At 69.7% G+C, this 19,946-nt stretch carries 12 protein-coding genes; 2 read left to right on the forward strand and 10 right to left on the reverse strand.

Annotation, left to right across the window (positions count from 1 at the left end):
- Positions 1-2,271: a putative monovalent cation/H+ antiporter subunit A gene (locus WMF29_RS10300; RefSeq protein WP_437328669.1), complete on the reverse strand. Its 2,271-nt coding sequence runs from the start codon at positions 2,269-2,271 to the stop codon at positions 1-3.
- Positions 2,272-2,482: 211 nt separating this feature from the next.
- Here WMF29_RS10300 and WMF29_RS10305 point away from each other — a divergent pair, with 211 nt between their 5' ends.
- Complete coding sequence (locus WMF29_RS10305; RefSeq protein ID WP_437328670.1) at positions 2,483-4,258, forward strand: hypothetical protein; 1,776 nt, start codon at positions 2,483-2,485, stop codon at positions 4,256-4,258.
- A 123-nt stretch (positions 4,259-4,381) separates the two neighbouring features.
- Here WMF29_RS10305 and WMF29_RS10310 read toward each other — a convergent pair whose 3' ends face one another.
- The 3 genes from WMF29_RS10310 to WMF29_RS10320 form a co-directional block, all read right to left on the reverse strand.
- Complete coding sequence (locus WMF29_RS10310; RefSeq protein ID WP_437328671.1) at positions 4,382-6,064, reverse strand: response regulator; 1,683 nt, start codon at positions 6,062-6,064, stop codon at positions 4,382-4,384.
- 72 nt (positions 6,065-6,136) lie between these two features.
- Entirely contained in the window at positions 6,137-8,956 is a 2,820-nt protein-coding gene (locus tag WMF29_RS10315) for an ATP-binding protein (RefSeq protein ID WP_437328672.1), read from the reverse strand.
- 49 nt (positions 8,957-9,005) lie between these two features.
- Entirely contained in the window at positions 9,006-10,022 is a 1,017-nt protein-coding gene (locus tag WMF29_RS10320; RefSeq protein ID WP_437328673.1) for an ABC transporter substrate-binding protein, read from the reverse strand.
- Between the two features lie 419 nt (positions 10,023-10,441).
- Between WMF29_RS10320 and WMF29_RS10325 the strand changes: the two genes are divergently transcribed.
- Positions 10,442-13,246 (forward strand): hypothetical protein, encoded by a 2,805-nt coding sequence (locus tag WMF29_RS10325; RefSeq protein ID WP_437328674.1) that lies wholly within the window; start codon positions 10,442-10,444, stop codon positions 13,244-13,246.
- Positions 13,247-13,343: 97 nt separating this feature from the next.
- On the opposite strand, the gene WMF29_RS10330 is transcribed toward WMF29_RS10325, so the two are convergent.
- The 6 genes from WMF29_RS10330 to WMF29_RS10355 all read right to left on the reverse strand — a co-directional run bounded on the left by WMF29_RS10330 (position 13,344) and on the right by WMF29_RS10355 (position 19,715).
- A complete protein-coding gene (locus tag WMF29_RS10330) occupies positions 13,344-13,910 on the reverse strand; it encodes a hypothetical protein (RefSeq protein WP_437328675.1) in 567 nt (188 codons plus the stop codon).
- Between the two features lie 40 nt (positions 13,911-13,950).
- Positions 13,951-15,102, reverse strand: a complete 1,152-nt coding sequence (locus WMF29_RS10335) for a hypothetical protein (RefSeq protein ID WP_437328676.1) — start codon at positions 15,100-15,102, stop codon at positions 13,951-13,953.
- Positions 15,103-15,410: 308 nt separating this feature from the next.
- The gene (locus tag WMF29_RS10340; protein ID WP_437328677.1) at positions 15,411-16,571 is read right to left on the reverse strand and encodes a hypothetical protein; all 1,161 of its coding nucleotides are present in this window, start codon (positions 16,569-16,571) and stop codon (positions 15,411-15,413) included.
- A 353-nt stretch (positions 16,572-16,924) separates the two neighbouring features.
- Complete coding sequence (locus WMF29_RS10345; RefSeq protein ID WP_437328678.1) at positions 16,925-17,653, reverse strand: NrsF family protein; 729 nt, start codon at positions 17,651-17,653, stop codon at positions 16,925-16,927.
- Complete coding sequence (locus tag WMF29_RS10350; protein WP_437328679.1) at positions 17,650-18,336, reverse strand: RNA polymerase sigma factor; 687 nt, start codon at positions 18,334-18,336, stop codon at positions 17,650-17,652. Before WMF29_RS10350 ends, WMF29_RS10345 begins: the two co-directional genes overlap by 4 nt.
- A 317-nt stretch (positions 18,337-18,653) precedes the next feature.
- The gene (locus WMF29_RS10355; protein ID WP_437328680.1) at positions 18,654-19,715 is read right to left on the reverse strand and encodes an endonuclease/exonuclease/phosphatase family protein; all 1,062 of its coding nucleotides are present in this window, start codon (positions 19,713-19,715) and stop codon (positions 18,654-18,656) included.
- Positions 19,716-19,946: the final 231 nt, after the last annotated feature.

The following is a 19,946-nucleotide window of genomic DNA, read 5'->3' on the forward strand; positions in this document are numbered from 1 at the left end:
TCAGGCTCCCTTCCGCGCGCGGGTCGCGAGCAGCGCATAGACCCCGATCCCCGCCACGCAGAGGACCGTGGACTCGCCCAGCGTGTCCATCGCCCGGAAATCCACGAGGATCACGTTGACGATGTCCCGCCCGTGGGCCTCCGGGTATCCCTTCGCCACGAAGAACTCGCGCAGGATCGGCTCCGGGGAGAGCGTCGACGACATGAGGATCAACAGGGTCACCGTGACCCCGAAGATCGCGGAGACGATCGCGTCCGGGATCCACACGCGCGCGGGGGATCGGGGCACGAAGCGCGGCAGGTGGTGCAGGACGAGGACGAAGATGACGACCGTCAGCACCTCGACCATGATCTGCGTCAGCGCGAGATCGAGCGCGCTGAAGATCACGTAGACGAGCATGACGCAGAGGCCGATCGCGCCGAGCGCGGCGACGACGGCGAGGCGCGATTGCGTGCGCGTCGCCATGGCCGCGGACGCGAGGATCACGCCCGCGAGCACGAGCTCCGGGAGCGCCACCGTGAGCGACGGGATCGTGAAAGGGAGGCTCCGGAGCAGGGGCGTCCCGACGAGCACGACCGTCGTCAGGACCGTGACGAGCAGATATCGGCGCAAATGCCCCGTCTGGAGCCGCCCGGTCAGCCACTCCGCGAACCGGAGGAGCCCCGCGAAGGCTGCGTCGTACACGCGCCCGGGGCCCCAGGCTCCGAGGCGCTCGGCGGCGTGGAAGAGGCGCCCTTCGCGGCCGGAGAGGACGCGGAAGAGCCCGAGGCCGGCGACGAGGGTCGCGGCGCTGAGCCCGAGCACGGGGGTCAGGCCGTGCCACAGGTGCAATTCGAGCGGCGCGGGCCGGCCGAGGATCGCGGTCGCCGCCGCGCTCGGGAGGTCGCCGAGGAGCCGCGGCGCCACCCCGAAGACGAGGCTCGCCGCCGCGAGCGTGGCAGGCCCGAGCCACAAGGACGGCGGCGCTTCGTGGGGGAGCGTGGGCGCCGCCGGGGAACTCCCGAAGAAGGGACGATAAGCGACGACCAGGCTCACCACGACCAGGAGGGCGCTCGATACGACCGCGGCCCCGGCGAGGGCCGCCGTCATCGAGGGCGGCGCGAGGACGGCCTCATAGAAGAGCTCTTTCGACAGGAAACCGAGGAGGGGCGGCGCCCCCGCGCTCGAGATCGCCGCCAGCACGGCCGCCGTCGCGGTGATCGGCATCCGCCGCGCGAGGCCCCGCAGACGGGTGACGTCGCGGGTCCCGGTCTCGTGGTCCAGGGTCCCCGCGGTCATGAAGAGCGCGCCCTTGTACAGCGAATGCGCGACCAGATAGACCACCGCCGCGGAGACGGCCGCCCGGGTCCCGATGCCGAGGAGCATCGTGAGGAGGCCGAGCACGCTCACCGTCGAATAGGCGAGGATCCGCTTGAGATCCTCCTGGGTGACCGAGAGCGCCGCGCCCACCACCATCGTGGCGGCGCCGAAGCCCGTCACGACGATGTACCATTCGCGCGTCGCGCCCAGCGTGGGATGCAGGCGCGCGAGCAGATAGACGCCGGCCTTCACCATCGTGGCAGAATGCAGGTAGGCGCTGACCGGCGTGGGCGCCTCCATCGCCCGAGGGAGCCAGAAATGAAAGGGCACCTGCGCTGATTTCGTGAACGCTCCCGCGAGCACGAGGAGCAGGATCGGCAGGTAGAGGGGGCCTCCGCGGACGACATCCCCCGAGAACCGCGAGATCTGCGTCTCTCCCGTGACCACGACGAGGAGGACGAGGCCCGCGAGCATGGCGAGCCCGCCGCCGCCCGTCACGAGGAGCGCCGTCAAGGCGGCTTTGCGCGCCTCCGGCCGCTCGTGGTCCCACCCGATGAGGAGATACGAGCTCACGCTCGTGAGCTCCCAGCACACGAAGAGGAGAATGACGTCGTCGGCGAGCACGAGGCCCGCCATGGACCCCGTGAACAGGAGCAGATAGGCGTAAAACCGCCCGAGCCGCGGGTGCGAACGCAGGTATCCGCTCGCGTACACGAAGATCAGCGCCCCGATGCCGCAGATGAGCCCGAGGAACACGAGCGAGAGCCCATCCAGCCTCACCGCGAGCTCCACGCCGAGCGAGGGGATCCACGGCAGCGACGTTTGATGGGCCTCGGCGACGAACGCAGTCGCGAACACGAGCACCTGGAGCGGGAGCGCCGCGAAGAGCCAGCCGGCCGGGCGCCCGAGCCCGCGGTAGAGGGCCGGCGCCAGCAGCGCTCCGACGAACACGCTCAGGACAGCCCACAGCATCGCGGCAGGTTCCCCTTCGATGCCGGCGAGGGTCCGAGGCGTTCGAGCCTACGGCCTACCGAGCGAGCTCGACGCGCTGTTTGTCCTCGCTCCCGCGGCGCCGGCGAGCGCGACCGGGCGAGCGCGCCGCGCCGAGCAGCCCGCCTCGTTGCGGCCGCGCGCTCGATGGCTGTGCCGCGATGCGCGGCGGGCGCAGAGCATCGGATGCGGCATGGATGCGCAGCGCGCAAAGGCGAGGCCCGCCGCCCGCCGCCCGCTCGCGGCGCTGCTCCTCGCAGCGCTGCTCCTCCTGGCGAGCTGCGGCCGGGCGCCCGCCGCCCGCCGGGTGGAGCCGCGCGTGCGGGCCGTCCTGGAGGCGCGCGGCGCGCCTGCGCTCCCGGCGCCGCCGGCCGCGGAATCGGTTCCGCTGCTGCTCGTCGCCGACGGCGCTTCGAGCGCGCCTGCGCCCGCGCCCGCGAAGCGCCCGCCGGGAGCGGCGCCGCCGGCGCCGGAGGCCGTCGTGTCGGCGGCCGTGCCGTTCGCGCCGGGCGCGCTGCGCGACGTCCGGTTCATCCGGCTGCGCGACGCGCGCGGCGCGGCGGTCCCGCTCCGCGCGAAGCCGCTCGCGGTCTGGCCGAGGGGCGGCTCGATCCGCAGCGCGCTCCTCGTCTTCCGCGCCGCGCTCGCGCCCGGAGAACGAGCGATCTACACGCTGGATTTCGGCGTCCCTTCGCCATCATCCCCCTCGCAGCGCGCCGACCACCCACCCACCCAGGCGCCCCCGGCCCCCCGGCTCACCCAGGTCCCGCAGCCCTTCCAGGTCCCTCGGGCGGCCGTGCTCGACGAGGCGCTCCTGCCGAACCCGGACGGGCCCATCGCGGCCGTGCTGCCGCCGTCGTGGTACGCGGCGAGCCTGGTGTCCGGGCCGCAGCTGCCGGCGATGGACGATCGCCGCTTCCCCGGGTTCGAGGCCGGCATCGAGGGCGCGCTCGCCCGCATGACGCCCGCTTACGACACCTACGGCGTCACCTGCTCGGCCCCGTACCGCACGTACTACGACGGCCCGCACGCGCTCTACCAGCGCTTCCTCCGCAACGGCGATGCCGCCCGCTACCGGCGCGCGCGCGCCGAGGCCGTCTGGTACCGGCAGCACGAGCTCAGGTTCTCGCCCGATCGCCGCCTCGCGGTCCACGTCTGCGAGCGGGAGGACTGGACCCCGGCGGCGCCCCTCTCCTGGCAAGTCCTCCGGCGCATGCTCGGTCAGGGCATGGTCGACGACTACCTGCTCACCGGTGATCCCGCGGCCCGGGAGGCGGTCCTCGCCATGGGCGAGGCCCTCCGGCAGAACCAGGCCGCGCTCACGGGCGGAAGGGAAGACGTGCTGCGCGTGACCGAGCGCAACATGGCCTGGGTGATGATGACCCTGTCGAGCTATTACGCGCTCGACCCGCGGCCGGAGCTCCTGTCGGCGCTGCGCGGGCTCGCGGATCGCACGGTCGCGTGGCAGCAGCAGGGCGCGTCGGGCGCGTTCGAGCACGACCTGACCCGCGCCGACCCGTCGGAGTGCGAGCGCGGCCCGCGCGGCGGCTCCCCGTTCATGACCGCGCTGCTCGTCGACGCGCTCATGGACTACCACGCGCTCACGGGCGACCCGCGGGTCCGCGACGTGGTCGCGCGCGCTGCAGATTGGCTCGCCGAGCGCGCCATCACCTCGGACGGGCGCGCGTTCCGGTACCTGTGGGGCTGCGAGACCGACGCGTACGACGACAGCGGGACCGCCGACCTCAACCTGCTGATCGTGCCCGTGTTCGGCGCCGCCTACGCGCTGACGCGCGATCCGCGGTGGATCGAGGTGGGCGACGCGCTGGCCGACGTCGGCGTGAAGGAGATGCTGGTGAAGGAGCCCAAGCACTGGAACCAGGCGATGCGCGCGTTCGGGCGCTACCTGGGCTACCGGGCGGCGCTCCCCGGCGCGGCCAGCGAATGGCAGCAATCAGCCGGTCGCTAGAGCGGCGGTCTCCCGCACAGGAGACGGGCCCAGATCGGCGTTTTCGGCGCGCAAGCGCACTCCGGTGCGCTGAGCACCGAAAACGCCGAGGTGGGCCCGTATCCGAAGCGGGTGACCGTCGCTCTAATGGCCGTTTCTGCGGCCGGGCGCGGGGCCGTTGCGGGCGTGCTTGCCGTTGACGTGCAGGCCCGCCCCGCCGTCGCCGGCTTGCTGGAGCGCATAGCCGATGCCGCTCTGGAGCGTCCCTTTGGTGACCACGGCGCCGAGATCGACGCCCAGATCGATGAGCGTCTGCGCCAGCTCAGCGCGGATGCCGGTGATCACCGTCTTCGACCCGAGCAGCCGCAGCGCCGTCGCCGTGCTCATCAGCGTGCTCGCGACCGCCGAGTCGAGCACCGTCACCCCGGTGACGTCGATGATGACGACCTTCGCCCGGTTCGCCTGGACGCCGTTCAGCGCCACCTCGAGCGCCTGCTGCGCTCGCGTGGAGTCGATCGTCCCGATGAGCGGCATCACCATGATGTGATCGGTGATCGGGATGAGCGGCGTCGAGAGCTCCGCGAGCCGGGCGCTCTGCGCCTCGATGACCTCGGCCTGAAGCGCGGCGCGCTCCTCCTCGGCCCGGGCGCGCTCCCCCTCGGCCCGGGCGCGCTCCACGAGCTCCAGCTGCAGGCGCTCGTTCGTCTGGCGGAGCTCCTCCGTCTGGCGCGCGACCTCGGTCTCCAGGCGCTCGTTCGAGCGGCGGAGCTCGGACGTCATCTCCGCCAGGTGCCCATAAAGCAGGGCGTTCTTCACGGCCACCGCCGCCTGGGAGGCCAGGAGCCCGAGCGTCTCCAGCTGCGCCGCGAGCAGCGGCTCCGGCGCCGCGTCGCCCTCGATGTAGAGGACGCCGATCAGCTCGCCCTGGCACATCATGGCCAGGCAGAGGATCGACCTCGGCCCCTTCTCCGCGAGGTACCGCGCGTCCGCCGGGCGAGCGTCGCGGCTCGTGTCCCAGACGAAGATCGATTGCCGGGCCCTCGCGACCTCCTCCACGAGCGACACAGCGAGATCGACCCCCGGGCCCACCGGCGTCGAGAGCCCGAGCACCACCGTGTCCGGATCGCTCGTGATCGACGCCTCGATCACCAGCCCGGACTCGCGCGAGAGGACGAGGACGCACTTCCGCGCGCCGGCGTGCTCCAGCGTGAGCCGCATCAGCCGATCGAGCACGTCGTCGAGGACGATCTCGCCCGAGACCGCCTGCGCCGCGCGGATGACCGTCGCCATCTGCGCCTGCGCCTGCGTGAGCCCCGCGAGCGCGCTCTCCAGCGCGACCGTGCGCTCTCCCACGCGCCTCTCCAGCTCCTGCGTGAGCCGCTGCAGGGCCGCCTCCGCCGCGATCCGCTCGTCCACCTGCGCGGCCAGGTGCATCGTCAGCCTCCTGAGCTTCGTGTGCACCCGGACGCGCGCGAGCAGCTCCTCGTCCAGGAACGGCTTGGCGAGGTAATCGACGGCCCCGAGGTTCAGGCCCTTCACCCGGTCCTCGGACAGGTCCGTGCTCGCCGTCATGAAGATGACGGGGATCGCGGCCGTGGCCGGGTCGACCTTCAGCCGGCGGCACGTCTCGAATCCATCCATCCCATCCATCTTCACGTCGAGCAGGATGAGATCCGGCATCCCCTCCCTCGCGAGCCGCAGGGCGCGCGCGCCGTCCACCGCCACCGCGACCTCGAAGCCTGAGCCCGTCAGGGTATCGGACAAGAGACCGAGGTTCCTCGGGTTGTCGTCCACGATGAGTATCGTCCCGGCTTCACTGGCATCCATCGTTCTACCCTCCAGGAACAGGAAGCGCGCGCTCCCATCGCCACAACCAAGGCGCGCGCCGTCCAAGCAACGTCAATCGCGTAGGTGCATCTTGATGAAATCTTCAACGGCTTCCATCTTGAAATCCTGCATCAGTCGTCGCAGGTGCCTGCAAAACGGCGCGAGCTTCGGATCGGCGCGATCGAGCCTGTCGAGGTGCTTCTGGAGCTGGTTGAAGAGCCCTCTGTGCGCGAGATCGAAGAGGCTCCGCAGCTCCTCGGCGGCGGGGGCGGTCACCTGCGGATCTGCGCCGTCGGCGAGCTCGGGTGAGCTCGGGTCGCGGTGGGCGCCGGCGGGCGCCTCGCCCACTGCGCCGGGATCGCCCTGCTGCTCGTAGATCCACGAGAGCCCGAGGTGCCGCTGGATCTTGTCGAAGAGCTCCTCCAGCTGCAGCGGCTTCGGGAGGAAATCGTCGGCGCCCGCGGCCAGGCTCTTGTCCTGATCGGACAGGAAGACGCTCGCGGACGACGCGAAGATCTTCAATCCTGCTCGATCCGGCGCCTTCCGGAGCAGACGGATCATCTCCCAGCCGTCGAGCTCCGGCATCGCGAGGTCCGTGACCACAAGGTCGAACTCGCGCTCGGACGCCGCCGCGAGGCCCTCCTTGCCGTCCGTGGCCTCGGACGTCTCGAACCCGACGGACTGCAGCATCTTCACGAGCACCGCGCGGTTCTCGGGCTTGTCGTCGACCACGAGGACCTGGCGCCGCCTGCCCTCGTAATCGACGATCGCCGACGCGGGCCGGAGCGCCGTGGGCTGGGTTCGCCGGGGCGACTCGGCCAGGATCACGTCCATCCAGAACACGCTCCCCTTGCCGGGCTCGCTCCTCACCTCGATCGAGCTGCCGAGCAGCTTCATGATGCGCTGGCTGATCGCGAGCCCGAGCCCCGTCCCGTCGACGCGGCGCTTGCCGTCGCTGGCTTGCTTGAACGGCAGGAAGATCTGGTCGAGCTGATCCGGGCTGATGCCCGTCCCTGTGTCCTCGATCTCGAAGCGCACCCGGTGCGTCCTGCGCGGCGCGCTCTGGATCGCGGCGGAGTCCGGCGCGGAGGGGTGCGGCGGGCGCGGCCCGTCGCCCAGCCGCTTGATCGTGAAGGAGACGCGGCCCTTCTCGGTGAACTTCACGGCGTTGCCGAGCAGGTTGATCAGCACCTGCCGCAGCCGCCGCTCGTCGGCGACCACGTCGGTTGGGAGCTCGGGATCGGGCGTATACACGAGCGCGATGCCCTTCTCCTCGGCGCGGATGCGGCAGATCTCGGCCGTCGATCGCAGGAACGAGGGCAGGTGGAAATCGTTCGCGTGGGCCTCCATCGCCTGCGCCTCGATCTTCGCCAAATCCAGGACGTCGTTGATCAGCGTGAGCAGGTGGGCGCCGGAGCGATGGATGATGTCGATGCCGCGCAGGTCCTGCTCGCCCAGCCCCCGCGAGCGCCGGAGGATCTGCGCGTAGCCGAGGATGCCGTTGAGCGGCGTCCTGAGCTCGTGGCTCATGTTGGCGAGGAAGTCGCTCTTTGCCTTGTTGGCGGAGTCCGCGGCGATCTTCGCCTCCTTCAGCTCGGCCGTGCGCTGCTCGACGCGGTGCTCGAGCTCCTCGAACGACCCCTGGATCTGGCGCGCCATCTGGTTGAAGGCCTCCGCCAGCGTGCCCATCTCGTCGTGGGATCGCACCTCGACCGCGGTGTCGAGCCTCCCGCTCGCCAGCTGCGACGCCGCCTGGGCGAGGCGGGTGATCGGCCTCGTCAGGACCTGCGCCATCAGGACGGCGACCGCCGTGACGATCGCGGCGATCAGCGAGGCGAGCAGCAGCGCGTCGCGCGTCGTCTTTTCCTCGATGGGCTCGAGGAACGCCGCCTCCGGCCGCACGAACGCCACGGTCCACGGCGGCTTCTTCATGCCGTCGAAGGCGCTCACGCGCGCGAAGGCCACCGCGCTCATGGGGGCGTCCCTCGCGGCCATGCGGGCCCGCAGGAAGCGGCTCGCCGCCGAGGTCGGGTCCTGCTCGAGCTCGAACCGGCGCAGCCCCTCGTCGAAGGCGTGCACGTCGGTCGACAGCTCCGCGGCCGGCTTGTCCGGCAGCCGCCGCTCCGCCTTGAGCCGGCCTTCGAGGTCCGGGGCCAGCGGCACGAGCGACTTGAACACGAGCTCCGGCGAGCGGCCGTGCGCCAGTCGGACGTGGTGCTCGTCGAGGAGGATCGCGAACGCGTCCGACGCCTTCAGGAGCTGCGTCTGGGAGAGGATGATCCGCTGGACGGCGGACAGGTTGTAGGTGCACCGGAGCACGCCGATCGTCTTCTTCTTGTTCAGCGCGTCGCGGACTGGGCTGCTGAAGACGAGCTGGGGCACCTCGCCGGCGAACACGACCGACGACGCGTAGGGCAGGCCCGTCTCCATCGCACGGACGAAGTAGTCCCTCCTGGATTCGTCCCTCTCCGCGGGCGTCTGCACCGTGTCGAGGACGTTGTGCCCGCGCTGGTCGAGCAGCGCATAGGAGAGGATGTTGATCGTGTCCTTCCGGATGAGCCCGTGCAGCGTCCTCGACGCGAACGCATGCGCCTCGCTCCCGCTCCGCCGGGCCTCGTCGTCGAGGCTCAGGTAGCTGGTCAGGCCGGGCAGGCGGGCCTCGACGCGGACCGCGTCCAGGTTGCGCTCGACGAAATCGTCGACGCTCGTCGCGGCCTGCGACGCGGCCGCGGCGAGCGCCTGGTTGGCGCTCTCGGTCAGCACCGTCTCGTTGGTCCGCTTGTTCAGGAGCGTGAGGATCGAGAGCGGCGCGAGCGCGACCGCCAAGAGCGCCACGATCAGCTTCATGCGGAGGGTGATGAGCGGGGCCTGCTGCTGCATTGCGCGACTCATGGCGTTCGTCGAACCTCCGTGGCGATGCTGTCCAGGTGCTCCGCGGCGATCACTCCCGGTTCGTGGCGGGCGGCAGGAACGACGAATCGAAGATGTTGTCGAGATCCGGGCGGCGCCCCAGCTGCCCGTCCTGAACGAGGAAATCGATGTGCTTGTTGACGAGGGGGGCCAGCGACGTGGGGTCGTTGTTCGGGGCGAACCTCCGTCGGACCTCCTCCAGCGAGAAGAGCTCGTATCCGTCCGTGCTGATGTCCGAGGCCGGGATCTTGAGCGCCTTCGCGATGATCTCGTTGCCCTCCTGCGGGTGGGCCTTCCAGAACTCGACGGCCTGGAACCAGGCCCGGATGAAGGCGCGGACATCCTCGGGCCGGTCGCGCAGCACCGTGCTGCGGAAGAGCGTGAAGTCGGCGAACAGCCCGGGCGTCTCCCTGCTCGAGAAGATCGCCTTGGCGCCGGACTTCGCCGCCTGCGTGACATAGGGCTCCCAGGTGTGCCCAGCCTGGATTGTATTGTTCGCCAGGAACGGAGCGACGTCCGTCTCGCTCACGTTGACCAGCGTCACGTCGTCGATGGCGAGCCCGTTCCTCTCGAGCATCTCGCTGACCAGCATCTCGCCCATGGCGCCGGTCTTGGCCGCGATCTTCTTCCCCTTGAGATCGGAGATCGCCTGGATCTCCGGCCGCGCCATGATGACGTCGGCGCCCGCCGTCTGGCCGGAGTAGAGGACGACCCGCGCATCGGGCTCTCTCGCGAGGATGCGCACGACGACCTCCATGGTCCACGGCAAGCCGTCGACCTTGCCCGCGGTGAAATCGGAGATCATGCCGTAGAGATCCGGGTTGAAGACGAGCTCCACGTCGACGCCCTGCTGGTCGAAGAAGCCCTTCTCCTCGGCGATGGACAGCGGGAAGTACCCGAGCCAGTAGCCGTGGCTGAAGCGGAGCGGCGGCCGCGCCTCCTTGCCCCGCTCGCCGGGCGAGGGATCCGGCTGGCACGCCGAGGCGAGGACGGACAGCGCGGTGACCGTGAGCCAGCCGATGGTGCGTCGCACAGCCGATGTCTTCATGGTCGGGGCTCCTTCCCGGGGCGTGCCGAGCGCGTGTCGAACGGGCGCGCGACGGGCTCCCGCCGCGCGCCGTGATCCCGGCGCCGAGACGACGGCCCGACTGCGAGGCCCCCCTGCATGTTGCGCAGCCTACCATGAACCGCCGCGGCGCCGCGATGCCCGGCGACCGGATCACGGCGATCCCCGGGCTGTCTCGAGGAGCGCCGACGCCGTCTGCCCGACAGGACTGCCTCGCACCGTCGCGGCCCCTCGGTAGGTAGCTCGGTGCAGGTGTGCCGAAGGGATCGATTGCTGAAGCAAAACCATTGCGATATTGCAATGCGAGCCGGCCACGACTACCTTTCAATAACCTTCGCGACTTATCGTCTGCTTGCCATTCGAAATCATGTGAGGAGAACCCCACTCATCGGAGGTGACTCATGTCCTCGTACTTTGTCGTGCGCGACGTCCTCTCGCGTCTCGTCGCGGCGTCGGCGCTGCTCGTGGGCCTCGCGGCCGGCCGATCCGCCGAAGCGGCGTCGTCTTTCACCCTCTTCGAGAGCGGCCATGTGCGTCCGCTCGCGCTCTCGCCCGACGGAAAGCTGCTATTCGCCGTGAACACACCCGACAACCACCTCGAGGTGTATCGGGTCAAGGATCAGGGTATCGAGCACCGCGCCTCCATCCCCGTCGGCCTCGAGCCGGTGGCGGTGGCGGCGCGGAGCGATACCGAGGTCTGGGTCGTCAACCACCTGTCGGACAGCGTGAGCGTCGTCGAGCTGTCCCAGGGGGCGCGCTCGGGCCGGGTCGTGCGGACGCTGCTCGTGGGCGACGAGCCGCGGGACATCGTGTTCGCAGGCCCAGGAAAGCGCCGCGCGTTCATCACGACGGCGCACCGCGGACAGAACATCCCGTTCGACCCCCAGCTCACGACCCCCGGCGTGGGCCGGGCGGACGTATGGGTCTTCGACGCCAATCACCTCGGCACGACGCTCGCCGGCACGCCGCTCACGATCGTCACGCTGTTCAGCGATACCCCGCGGGCGCTGGCGGTGACGCCGGACGGCAGCAAGGTGTATGCGGCGGCCTTCCACTCCGGGAACCGCACGACCTCGCTCCACGAGGGCCTGATCCCGAACGGCGGAGAGGCGGCGGGGGGCGTGCCCGGGCCGGCCACCAACGCGGAGGGGATCCCGCACCCGGAGACGGGGCTCATCCTCAAGTTCAATGGTGTCCACTGGGTCGATGAGCTGAACCGCGTCTGGGACAGCTCCGTCCGGCTCTCGCTGCCCGACAAGGACGTGTTCGTCATCGACGCGAACGCGAGCCCGCCGAGGCAGCTGCCCGGCGCCGCGGGGTTCTACACCGGCGTCGGCACCATCCTCTACAACATGGTGGTCAACCCGGTCAGCGGGAAGGTGTACGTGTCGAACACCGAGGCGGGGAACGAGAAGCGCTTCGAGGGGCCCGGGATCTTCGCCGGCCACACGATACGAGGCCACCTGCACGAGAGCAGGATCACCGTCCTCGGCCCGGCGGGCAGCGTCACGCCGAGGCACCTCAACAAACACATCGATTACGACGCTTGCTGCGCCCCGGTGCCGAACGCCGAGAACCAGAAGAGCCTCGCGCTCCCGCAGCAGATGGCCGTCACGGGCGACGGCAAGACGCTGTACGTGGCGACGATCGGGTCATCCAAGATCGGGGTGTTCAGCACCGCCGCCCTGGAGAACAACACCTTCACGCCGAGCACCTCCAAGCAGATCCCGGTGCCCGGCGGCGGCCCGACGGGGCTCCTGCTCGACGAGGCACGGCGGCGCCTGTACACGATCACGCGGTTCGACAACGCGATCTCGATCCTCAGCACGACGACCAGGGCCGAGATCGCGCACGTGCCGATGCACAACCCGGAGCCGCCGAGCGTGGTCGCCGGCCGCCGGTTCCTCTACGACACGTCGTTCGCGTCGAGCCACGGCGACTCGTCGTGCGCGAGCTGCCATGTCTACGGTGACTTCGACAGCCTGGCGTGGGACCTCGGGAATCCGGACGAGGTGGTCCTGGACATCCCGGGGCCGTTCGAGTCACACCCGCTGGACTTCGGGATACCCGACACCCACCACCCGATGAAGGGGCCGATGACGACGCAGAGCCTCCGCGGCATGGCGAACCACGGGCCGATGCACTGGCGCGGCGATCGCACCGGGGGCCGCGACGAGCCGAGCGCGCATCCGGACAGCGGGACGTTCGACGAGGTGGCGGCGTTCCTGGAGTTCCAGGCCGGGTTCACGGATCTCGTGGGGAGGAGCGAGTTCATCCCCGAGGCCGACATGCAGGCGTTCGCCGATTTCATCCTGCAGGTCACGTATCCGCCCAACCCGATCCGGGCGCTGGACAACTCGCTCACGCCGGCGCAGCAGGCCGGGCGCAGCTTCTTCTTCAACAACGTGTCCGATTTCAGCGAGGAGGGCACCTGCGTCTCGTGCCATGTGCTCGACCGCCACGCGAACGAGGAGCTCGGCGTCGATGCGCCGGGCTTCTTCGGCGGGGATGGCCGGTACACGTTCGACCTGGAGACCGAGGCCTTCAAGTCGCCGCACTTCCGCAATCTGTACCAGAAGGTCGGCATGTTCGGGATGGCGAACAACGATCTCTTCCCGGGCAGCGACGCGTTCGTGGGCGACCAGGTCCGCGGCTTCGGCTTCAACAACGAAGGGGGCGTCCCGACGCTCTTCCGCTTCGTGAGCTCGGCGACCCCCGACATGGGGTTCAATCAGTCGCCGCTCACCCCGGGCGGGTTCCCGCCGGGGCCGGAGGGCGACGTGATGCGGCGCGAGGTGGAGCAGTTCCTGCTCGCGTTCGACAGCAACCTGGCGCCGATCGTCGGGCAGCAGGTGACGCTCACCCGGAACAACGCGGCCGTGGTCGGGCCGAGGATCGATCTGCTCCGCGCGCGGGCCGATGCAGGGGAGTGCGATCTCGTGGTCAAGGGATCGGACGACCACGAGACGGCGGGGTTCCTCTACGTCGGCGCGGGCCTGTTCATCGGCGACCGGCTCTGCGACGCGCCGGTCCGCGACGCGGCGCTGCGGCACCGGGCCTCTCGCAACCGGGGCGAGCTGACGTACACGTGCGCGCCGCCTGGCTCGGGGGAGCGGATCGGGCTGGATCGCGACGGCGACGGATTCCGCGACGGCGACGAGGAAGACGAGGGCAGCGACCCGGCAGACCCGTCGAGCACGCCCTGAGCGTCGCGCCACGCCTATCGCTCGCGCGACTGCCATCATGATGGAGGCGCTGCTCGTCCCTTGGCGCGGCCTGGCGACGAGCAGCGCGAGGGCGGCGCTACCCCGCCGGCCGGAGCCGGAACGCGCCGCAGTCGGGGTGCTCGATGCGCCCGGCGAAGAGCGAGCCGTCGAACGCGAGATCACCCTTCATGCCCACGGTGACGTAGTTGGGCGGGCGCTCGAGCCAGGCGCCGGGCGAGAACGATGCGGTCCGCGTCTCGGCGTCGTAGCGGCCGCTCATGAGGTATTTGCCGGCGGCGCCGGACTCGGCATGATGAAAGCCGAACACGGCCTTGATCCTGTCGCCCTTGACCTCCAGGATCCGGAACGTCATCTCGGTCGTGCCCTGCGGGCAGTCGTAATCGCCGATCCAGGTCCGCGTCCGCTCGAACGGGTTCTCGCCGGGGAATTCGTCCGGCACCCAGCCGTCGGCCGCCGTCATCGCCGGCGCCGGGGGCGGATCCTGGAGGACGATGTAGATCGTCTCGGCGGCGGGCGGCGGCTCCGGCGCGCGCGGCTCGGCCAGCGTCGGCGCGGGGCCACACCCGGCCAGCAGGAGGGCCGCGCATGCGGCGCAGCGCAGGGCCGAGCGCCGTCGGGGAGCGGGGGCGTTCGCGGTACCCATGCGCGGGAGAGTACCACGGGGAGGGCGCGAGGCGCGCGCTTCAGCGACGGCAGCCGATGCGCTCGGTCGCCACGACGACGTCGTCGTACAGGATGGTGTGTGCGTCGGAGACGGTCATGCCGAGCTCTTCCATCTCCGCCCGCCGGCGAGCGTCGGAGTCGCGCTCGTAATAGGCGTCGAGCATGAAGCTCTTGAAGCGCACGTCATCGCTCGATCGGAAGTCGAAGCCACCGAACGGCTCGGGGGGCGTGCACGCGCTGAAGTCGCACCCTCCCGTGTGGAACTGGTCGCGGAGCCAGGTGCCGTCGGGGTAACCAGGGCGGTAGTCGCCGATCGGCACGCCGTCGATCCAGAACGCCAGCGCGCCGTCGCTCCGGCCGACCGTGTTGGCGCGCGCGTGCATCTCGACGCAGAACCAGCGGTCCCGCGGGAAGGGCGCCTGCCCCGGCGGCTGGAAGCCGTTTCCGTAGTGGTACGTCGTGCCTTGATCGCCCGCGCAGCCAGGCGTCGCTGTCCCGTCGTTGCAGCGGCCGGAGCGCATCTTGTACCAGTAGACGTAGAAGTTGAAGACGTCGTCTGTGTTCGTGTCGAAGTCGAACCAGAAGCCCCCGTCTCCGGGCGGCACCGTGTTCGCGAGACCGCTGCTGTCCCAGCTCTCGGTGCCTGCCGCCATGCGCACCCAGTGGTGCGGGTTCGGGGCGAGCTCGGGGAAGCGCACGTGGAAGCGCCAGTAGATCTCGTCGACGCGCTCGTGGGTGACCCACGTGGACGAAGAGATGTACGTCTCCTCCGCCAGATCGGCGGTCGTCACGGTCGAGCGCAGGTAGCCCTGCCCGGCGTGGGCGGTCGCCGCGTCGGCCTCGATGTGCAGATAGCGCGTGTCGGCGGTGGGCCCGTCCCAGCGCCCCCAGCCCTGCTCGAAGTCGTCGTGGAAGAGCACGGCGGGGTCCTCAGCGATCCCCACGTCGTCCGGGTAGCGCTCGCTCAGCGTGCCGGACGGCGACGTGTCGCCGCCGCCCTCGCCGCCATCGTTCGTTCCGCCGCCTCCTCCGCCATGGCTCGTCCCGCCGCCGCCGGCGTGGGGCGAGGGCACGTCAGGCCCTGAGCCGCCGTCGCCGCCCGAACCCGACGTGGAGTCGCAGGCGGCGAGGAACAGCGCGATCGTCAGGGGAAGTTGCAGATGGTTCTTCATCCTTCCACGCTATCCGCAGCTCCGTCGCCTGCGCGAGCGCCCGAGGAAAAAATGCGGAAGACCCGGTGGCGGGCGGTGTAGGTTCGCTGTCCGGCGAGCCGCGCTCAGGATCAGGCCGTCCTTACCGCGATCGGAGAACCTCCGGATCTCGCAGGCCTGTGTTCGCATTGAAAGCGCTTGACAGAACGATGGCGGGTTGGTTGACCTTCCGCCAGGAATCGCGGCCCTGAAGCCAGCGCCAGCGGCGCTCTTCATCGAGTCGCCGAGCCGCCGCCCGATGTTCGCGTGAGCTCTTTGAACAGCTTCGCTCAGTAGCAGACGCCGCTCGTCGAACAGCACAGCTGACCGCAATAGCCGTTCTTGCAGGTCGGGCAACAGACCGGATCGTCGCCGGTGCACGAGCCGCCGCACTGGCTGTCCGTCGTGCACTGGCCACCGCCGGTGTGGGGATCGCTCGTGCATCCGTTGGCCGATGACTGCCCCGCGGGGCAACCCGTGAACCTCGTGAACCCGAGCGCGGCGTCGCTGGCGCAGTTCGCGACCTCGGTCTCGTGCGCGCCGCACGCGGCCCCGCGGGCTCTGCAGTTGCAGCCGCCATAGTCGCTCAGGCAGCACCGCCAAGGCGTTCCGTCGGGCTCGGGCACGTTGTCGCAGACCCTGGTCGTGTACTCGATGGCGTCAGCGTCCCAGTAGTAGCTGCAGTAGCAGACGTCGGTGAACGCGAGGCATCGCCATGCTTGCGTCAGATAACAGTCGCAGGTGCCCGTCGCGGGGTACCCGTTGCTCTTGCAGCAGGCCATGGGCGCGAACGTCGGGTCCTTCTCGCAGTAGCCGACGAACTCGGTCTCCCCGGGGTTCGTGTCCGCGGAGGCGCAAGAGCACCACTTGGGATCGGTGACCGTACTTGTGCAATTGACGACGTGATCCGCCTGGATACAGCGACGATCGTGGGCAGCGCCCGTTTGCCACTCGTACCCGGGCTCGCACATGCAGCCGCCCAGGGGATTCGATGTGGCGTGGTTGGCTGCCGAGCAGCAGTTGCTCCCCGAACAGCACAGGTAGGTGAGGTCGAGCTGTCCGGAACAGCACTCGGCGTCCGAATTCGCGCTGCTCCCATCGGGTATGCAGCCCGCGGACGCGGCTCCTCCGCCGCTCGCCGGCCCAGCCTCCTCGTGGATGGAACTGCCAGCGCCGGACCCTCCGGAGCTGGGGCCGCCGCCGCCGGAGCCTCCAGTGCTGGAGCCGCCGCCCGAGCCTCCGGAGCTGGGGCCGCCGCCACCCGAGCTACCGACGTCGGCGCTGGATCCGCCGCCTCCGCCGCGCGCCGTTCCGCTCTGGTCGTCGCCGCTCGACGCGGTCCAGCCGCTGCTGATGGAACCACCGGAGCGAGCGTCCGGTTCGTCGTCATTCCCTTGGCAAGACATGGTGAGGAGCGCCAAAAGAGCGACGCCCAGGAGCGGATTCTTCATTGAGACCCTCCGACGTTCGAGGTTGCGCAGTGACATCGCTGTTCGAAGGCTCGCCACGGTCGAGTCGTCGCCCTTCGCGCCGCTGATCACGAGACGTCGTCGTCGAAGCGCTCGAGGGCCGACGCCTGTCCCTGGGAGCGGGGAGCTCGGACCGGTGGCCGCGAACACTGGAGCCCCGCAGGTCGCCTCCAGCCTGGATCAGGAGCGTCGGATCAAGCGAAAGGCGCTCGCGTTCCGCGCCGCCCGGGCGCTGCCGAGCCGCTGTGTCACAATGCTCAATACGCCGTCTGTGATGTACGGTGACATGATTTTATATCCTCACCTTCGGGATCTCAGGCCCGCGATGCAGCCTCTCAAGGCCGCACGAAGGCGGGCGCCACGAGCACCCCGAGGACGGTGAACACCGCGATGGGGGCGACGTGACTGGCCAGGACGTGCAGCAGCGCCGAGGCGGGGCAGTGGATGACCAGGGCGAGGCCCGCCCACGCGCCGCTCGCGGCGCCCAGCGCGGCTCCGCGGAGCCGCGCCGACACGGGGACGGCATGGCGCAGCGCCCTGGAGAGCGCTCCGAGCGCGAAGGTGCCGACGATCGCGGCGACGGCCATGCACGGCAGCCCGAAGGGATGCAGCCGCGCGGACGCCAGAACGGCCTCGGGGTCGGCGGATTGCAGCGGAAAGAGGAGGGCGAACACGAGAAATGTGGGTGCTGTCGCGAGGCTGGTCGCGCCGAGCAGTCGCGCGGCGGATCCAAACCCGGCCGGGCCAGGACGGACGGCGACCGCCGTGGTGCCAGCGGTGAGGAGCGCGATCAGGGCGAGCTCGAGCGCCAGCTGCTCGGGTGGGAGAGAGCGGAGATCCGCGCGCAGCACGGATCGGCCGAACAGCGCGTGGCGCCCGAGCAACGTGATGGCAACGGCGCACGGAAGCGCGCAGGCGACCAGCGCCAGGCGATGTCGGAGCGGCCATTGTGGCGCCGGCGTCTCCGCGATCGCCGTGGCCAGGCGGGCGTGGAGCTCATCCGGCGGACCCGGCGCCGATTCGAAGCGACGGGGGATCTCGTGTGCAAAATCCTTCTCGATCATGGCTTGCCTTGGTCCCACCCTGCGTGGCGTAGCGCAGTTCTGATCTGCTCGTAGGCGCGATGGGCGCGCTGCTTGACGACGTCGCCGGTCGTACCGAGTACGCTCGCCGCCTCGGCGACGCTGAGCCCCTCTTCCCGCAGGAGGACGTAGGCGCTCCGGTTCTTCTCGGACATTCGCCCGATCTCGCGATCGACGACAAGCAGCATGTGGCGCGTGCATACGTCGTCCTCCGGCGAGCCGTCGCGGCTCGGCAACGAGCGGCACGTGATGGGCCCGCCATCGGCGTCGTGCAGGTCCTCCCGACGTCGCTGGCGGTGACGGACGCGATCCAGATGCGCGGAGCGCGCGATCGCGAATGCCCAGTGGAGGGCCGGCGCGCCGGGTATGTAGGAGGCGCGTGCGCGGTGGAGCCGGAGGAACGCGTCCTGGAAGAGATCGTCCGCGTCGCTGCGATTTCGTGCGAGGCGCACACAGAAACAGTGCAGGCGCGGCGCAAGCGCCTCGTACAGCTCGCCGAAGGCGGTCGCCTCACCCGCAGCGTAACGCTGCATGACGCCGTTGAGCAGCGCGGCAGCGCGGACCTGCGACGGTTCAGTCGCGGTAACCGTGCGAGGGTCGGCAGGACAAATGGCGAGCGGGCGCTCAACCAGCCCTGCGCCGCCCATGGTCACGTTGGAGGTCATGTCCTCTCCCGACGGATGTACGCCGCGTCCGTGCGCCGGTGACATTTTCTGCGACCTCGACGCTACGACGTCGTGCTGCGGCGACCCGGCGCAGGTCGGGAGACCGCGACGAGAAGGCCGCGCCCGCAAGCGCGGGGCCGAGCGCCTCAGCGATGGTTCCTAAGGTGCAGCCGGACGAGCGTGCGGATTATCCCGGTAAACGACCGTTCTGTCCTTCGCCTGCTCCCAGCCGCCCCAGGGGAAACCGGACGCCGACGGCGTGGTCGTGCTGCGGTGGGTCGGTCGTGTGAGTCATGGGTCTGCGTCGTGGCAGTCGGCTAGCGTTGCCACTCGATCTCGGTGACCGGAATGCCGTGATCGCTCCGCCGTGAGGGCCCGCGTCCCGGGTTGACCGCGCGGCGTTCATCCTGGAGGTGGTCGTTGAAGATGCGGGTGTTGCGCACGGTGGCGATGCGATCGGGATTGCGATGGAAGAACTCCTGGCTGACGAATATGTGATCGAGGAGCTCGTAGCGGCCGTTGAAGATGTGCGTGTAGCTGACGTCGCGATAGCTCTCCTGCTCCTCGAGATCGTGAACGCTGTAAAGAAGACGGTCCCACTCGACCTTCTTGTCCTCGAGGCGCGCGAAGCGGAAGGGCTCCTCGCCGGCGATGATCTGCGTTGTGACAGCCGAGAGGTCGTCGTTGAGGTCGCCGAACAAGATCACTGGCTTCTGGTTGTCCTGGGTGGCGTCCACGATCAGCTTTCGGAGCGCGATGGATTCCGCGGCACGAACGATGAGGGAGCGAGCGCTGCCCGCGGCGGTCACGATCGGGTTCTTCTCGTCGCCCGTCTCGCGCTCGAGGAGCAGCGGGCGCTTCGATTTCAGGTGGGCGACGAAGACCGTGGCCGTGACGTCGTCCCGTAGCCGGACGTCGGCCTGGATCACAGGGCGCTGAAAGCGGGTGACGGGAAGGCGTTTGAGGTCGGTGGCTGCCTCTCCGCTCTGAATTTCGATTCCCTTGACCTCGTCGGGGAACTCGACGACGGTTCGCGCGGCGATGATCGGATATTTGGAGATCAGCCCCACGAAGGGGCCCGCTGCTTCCTTTCGATCGTTTGCGTCGCTCGTGATGTTCTTTCCGTCTTTGATGTCCGGGGCATAGGTGTGGTCAAACCCGGCGAGCGTCGTGACCTTGTTGAGCGCCGTGGCGCTGAAGAGCTCTTGAAGCCCCGCCAGGCTGACGTTGCCCTCCTTGAGGACGCGGGCGATCCATTCGACCTTGTCCTCGTATACTCCGGTCGAATACGGTTTGTCGTTCGGGCGTCCAGCGAAGAACACGCCGGGGTGCAGGAGATTCAGGGTGTTGAACGTCGCGATGGCGAAACTCTTGGCCATGGGGCCCTCCCTCGAAGGTGACGATTTCCTGGTGCAATGGTACAGCGCGACGACATCGACTGGGAGAGTGGTGCGATCGATCTCCGCCCTGCCCACGGCAAGGGTAGGGAGCGCGCGCACTCCCGATGAGTGTACGCCGCTGCGCGGCGCCGGTGACATTTTCCTCTGCGAGCCCCTGGCGATCACACCACGCCGCGGATCGACCGGGGTGGTGACCCGGCCCAGATTGGA

This window comes from Sorangium sp. So ce381, from assembly GCF_051473845.1.
Classification (GTDB): domain Bacteria; phylum Myxococcota_A; class Polyangia; order Polyangiales; family Polyangiaceae; genus Sorangium; species Sorangium atrum.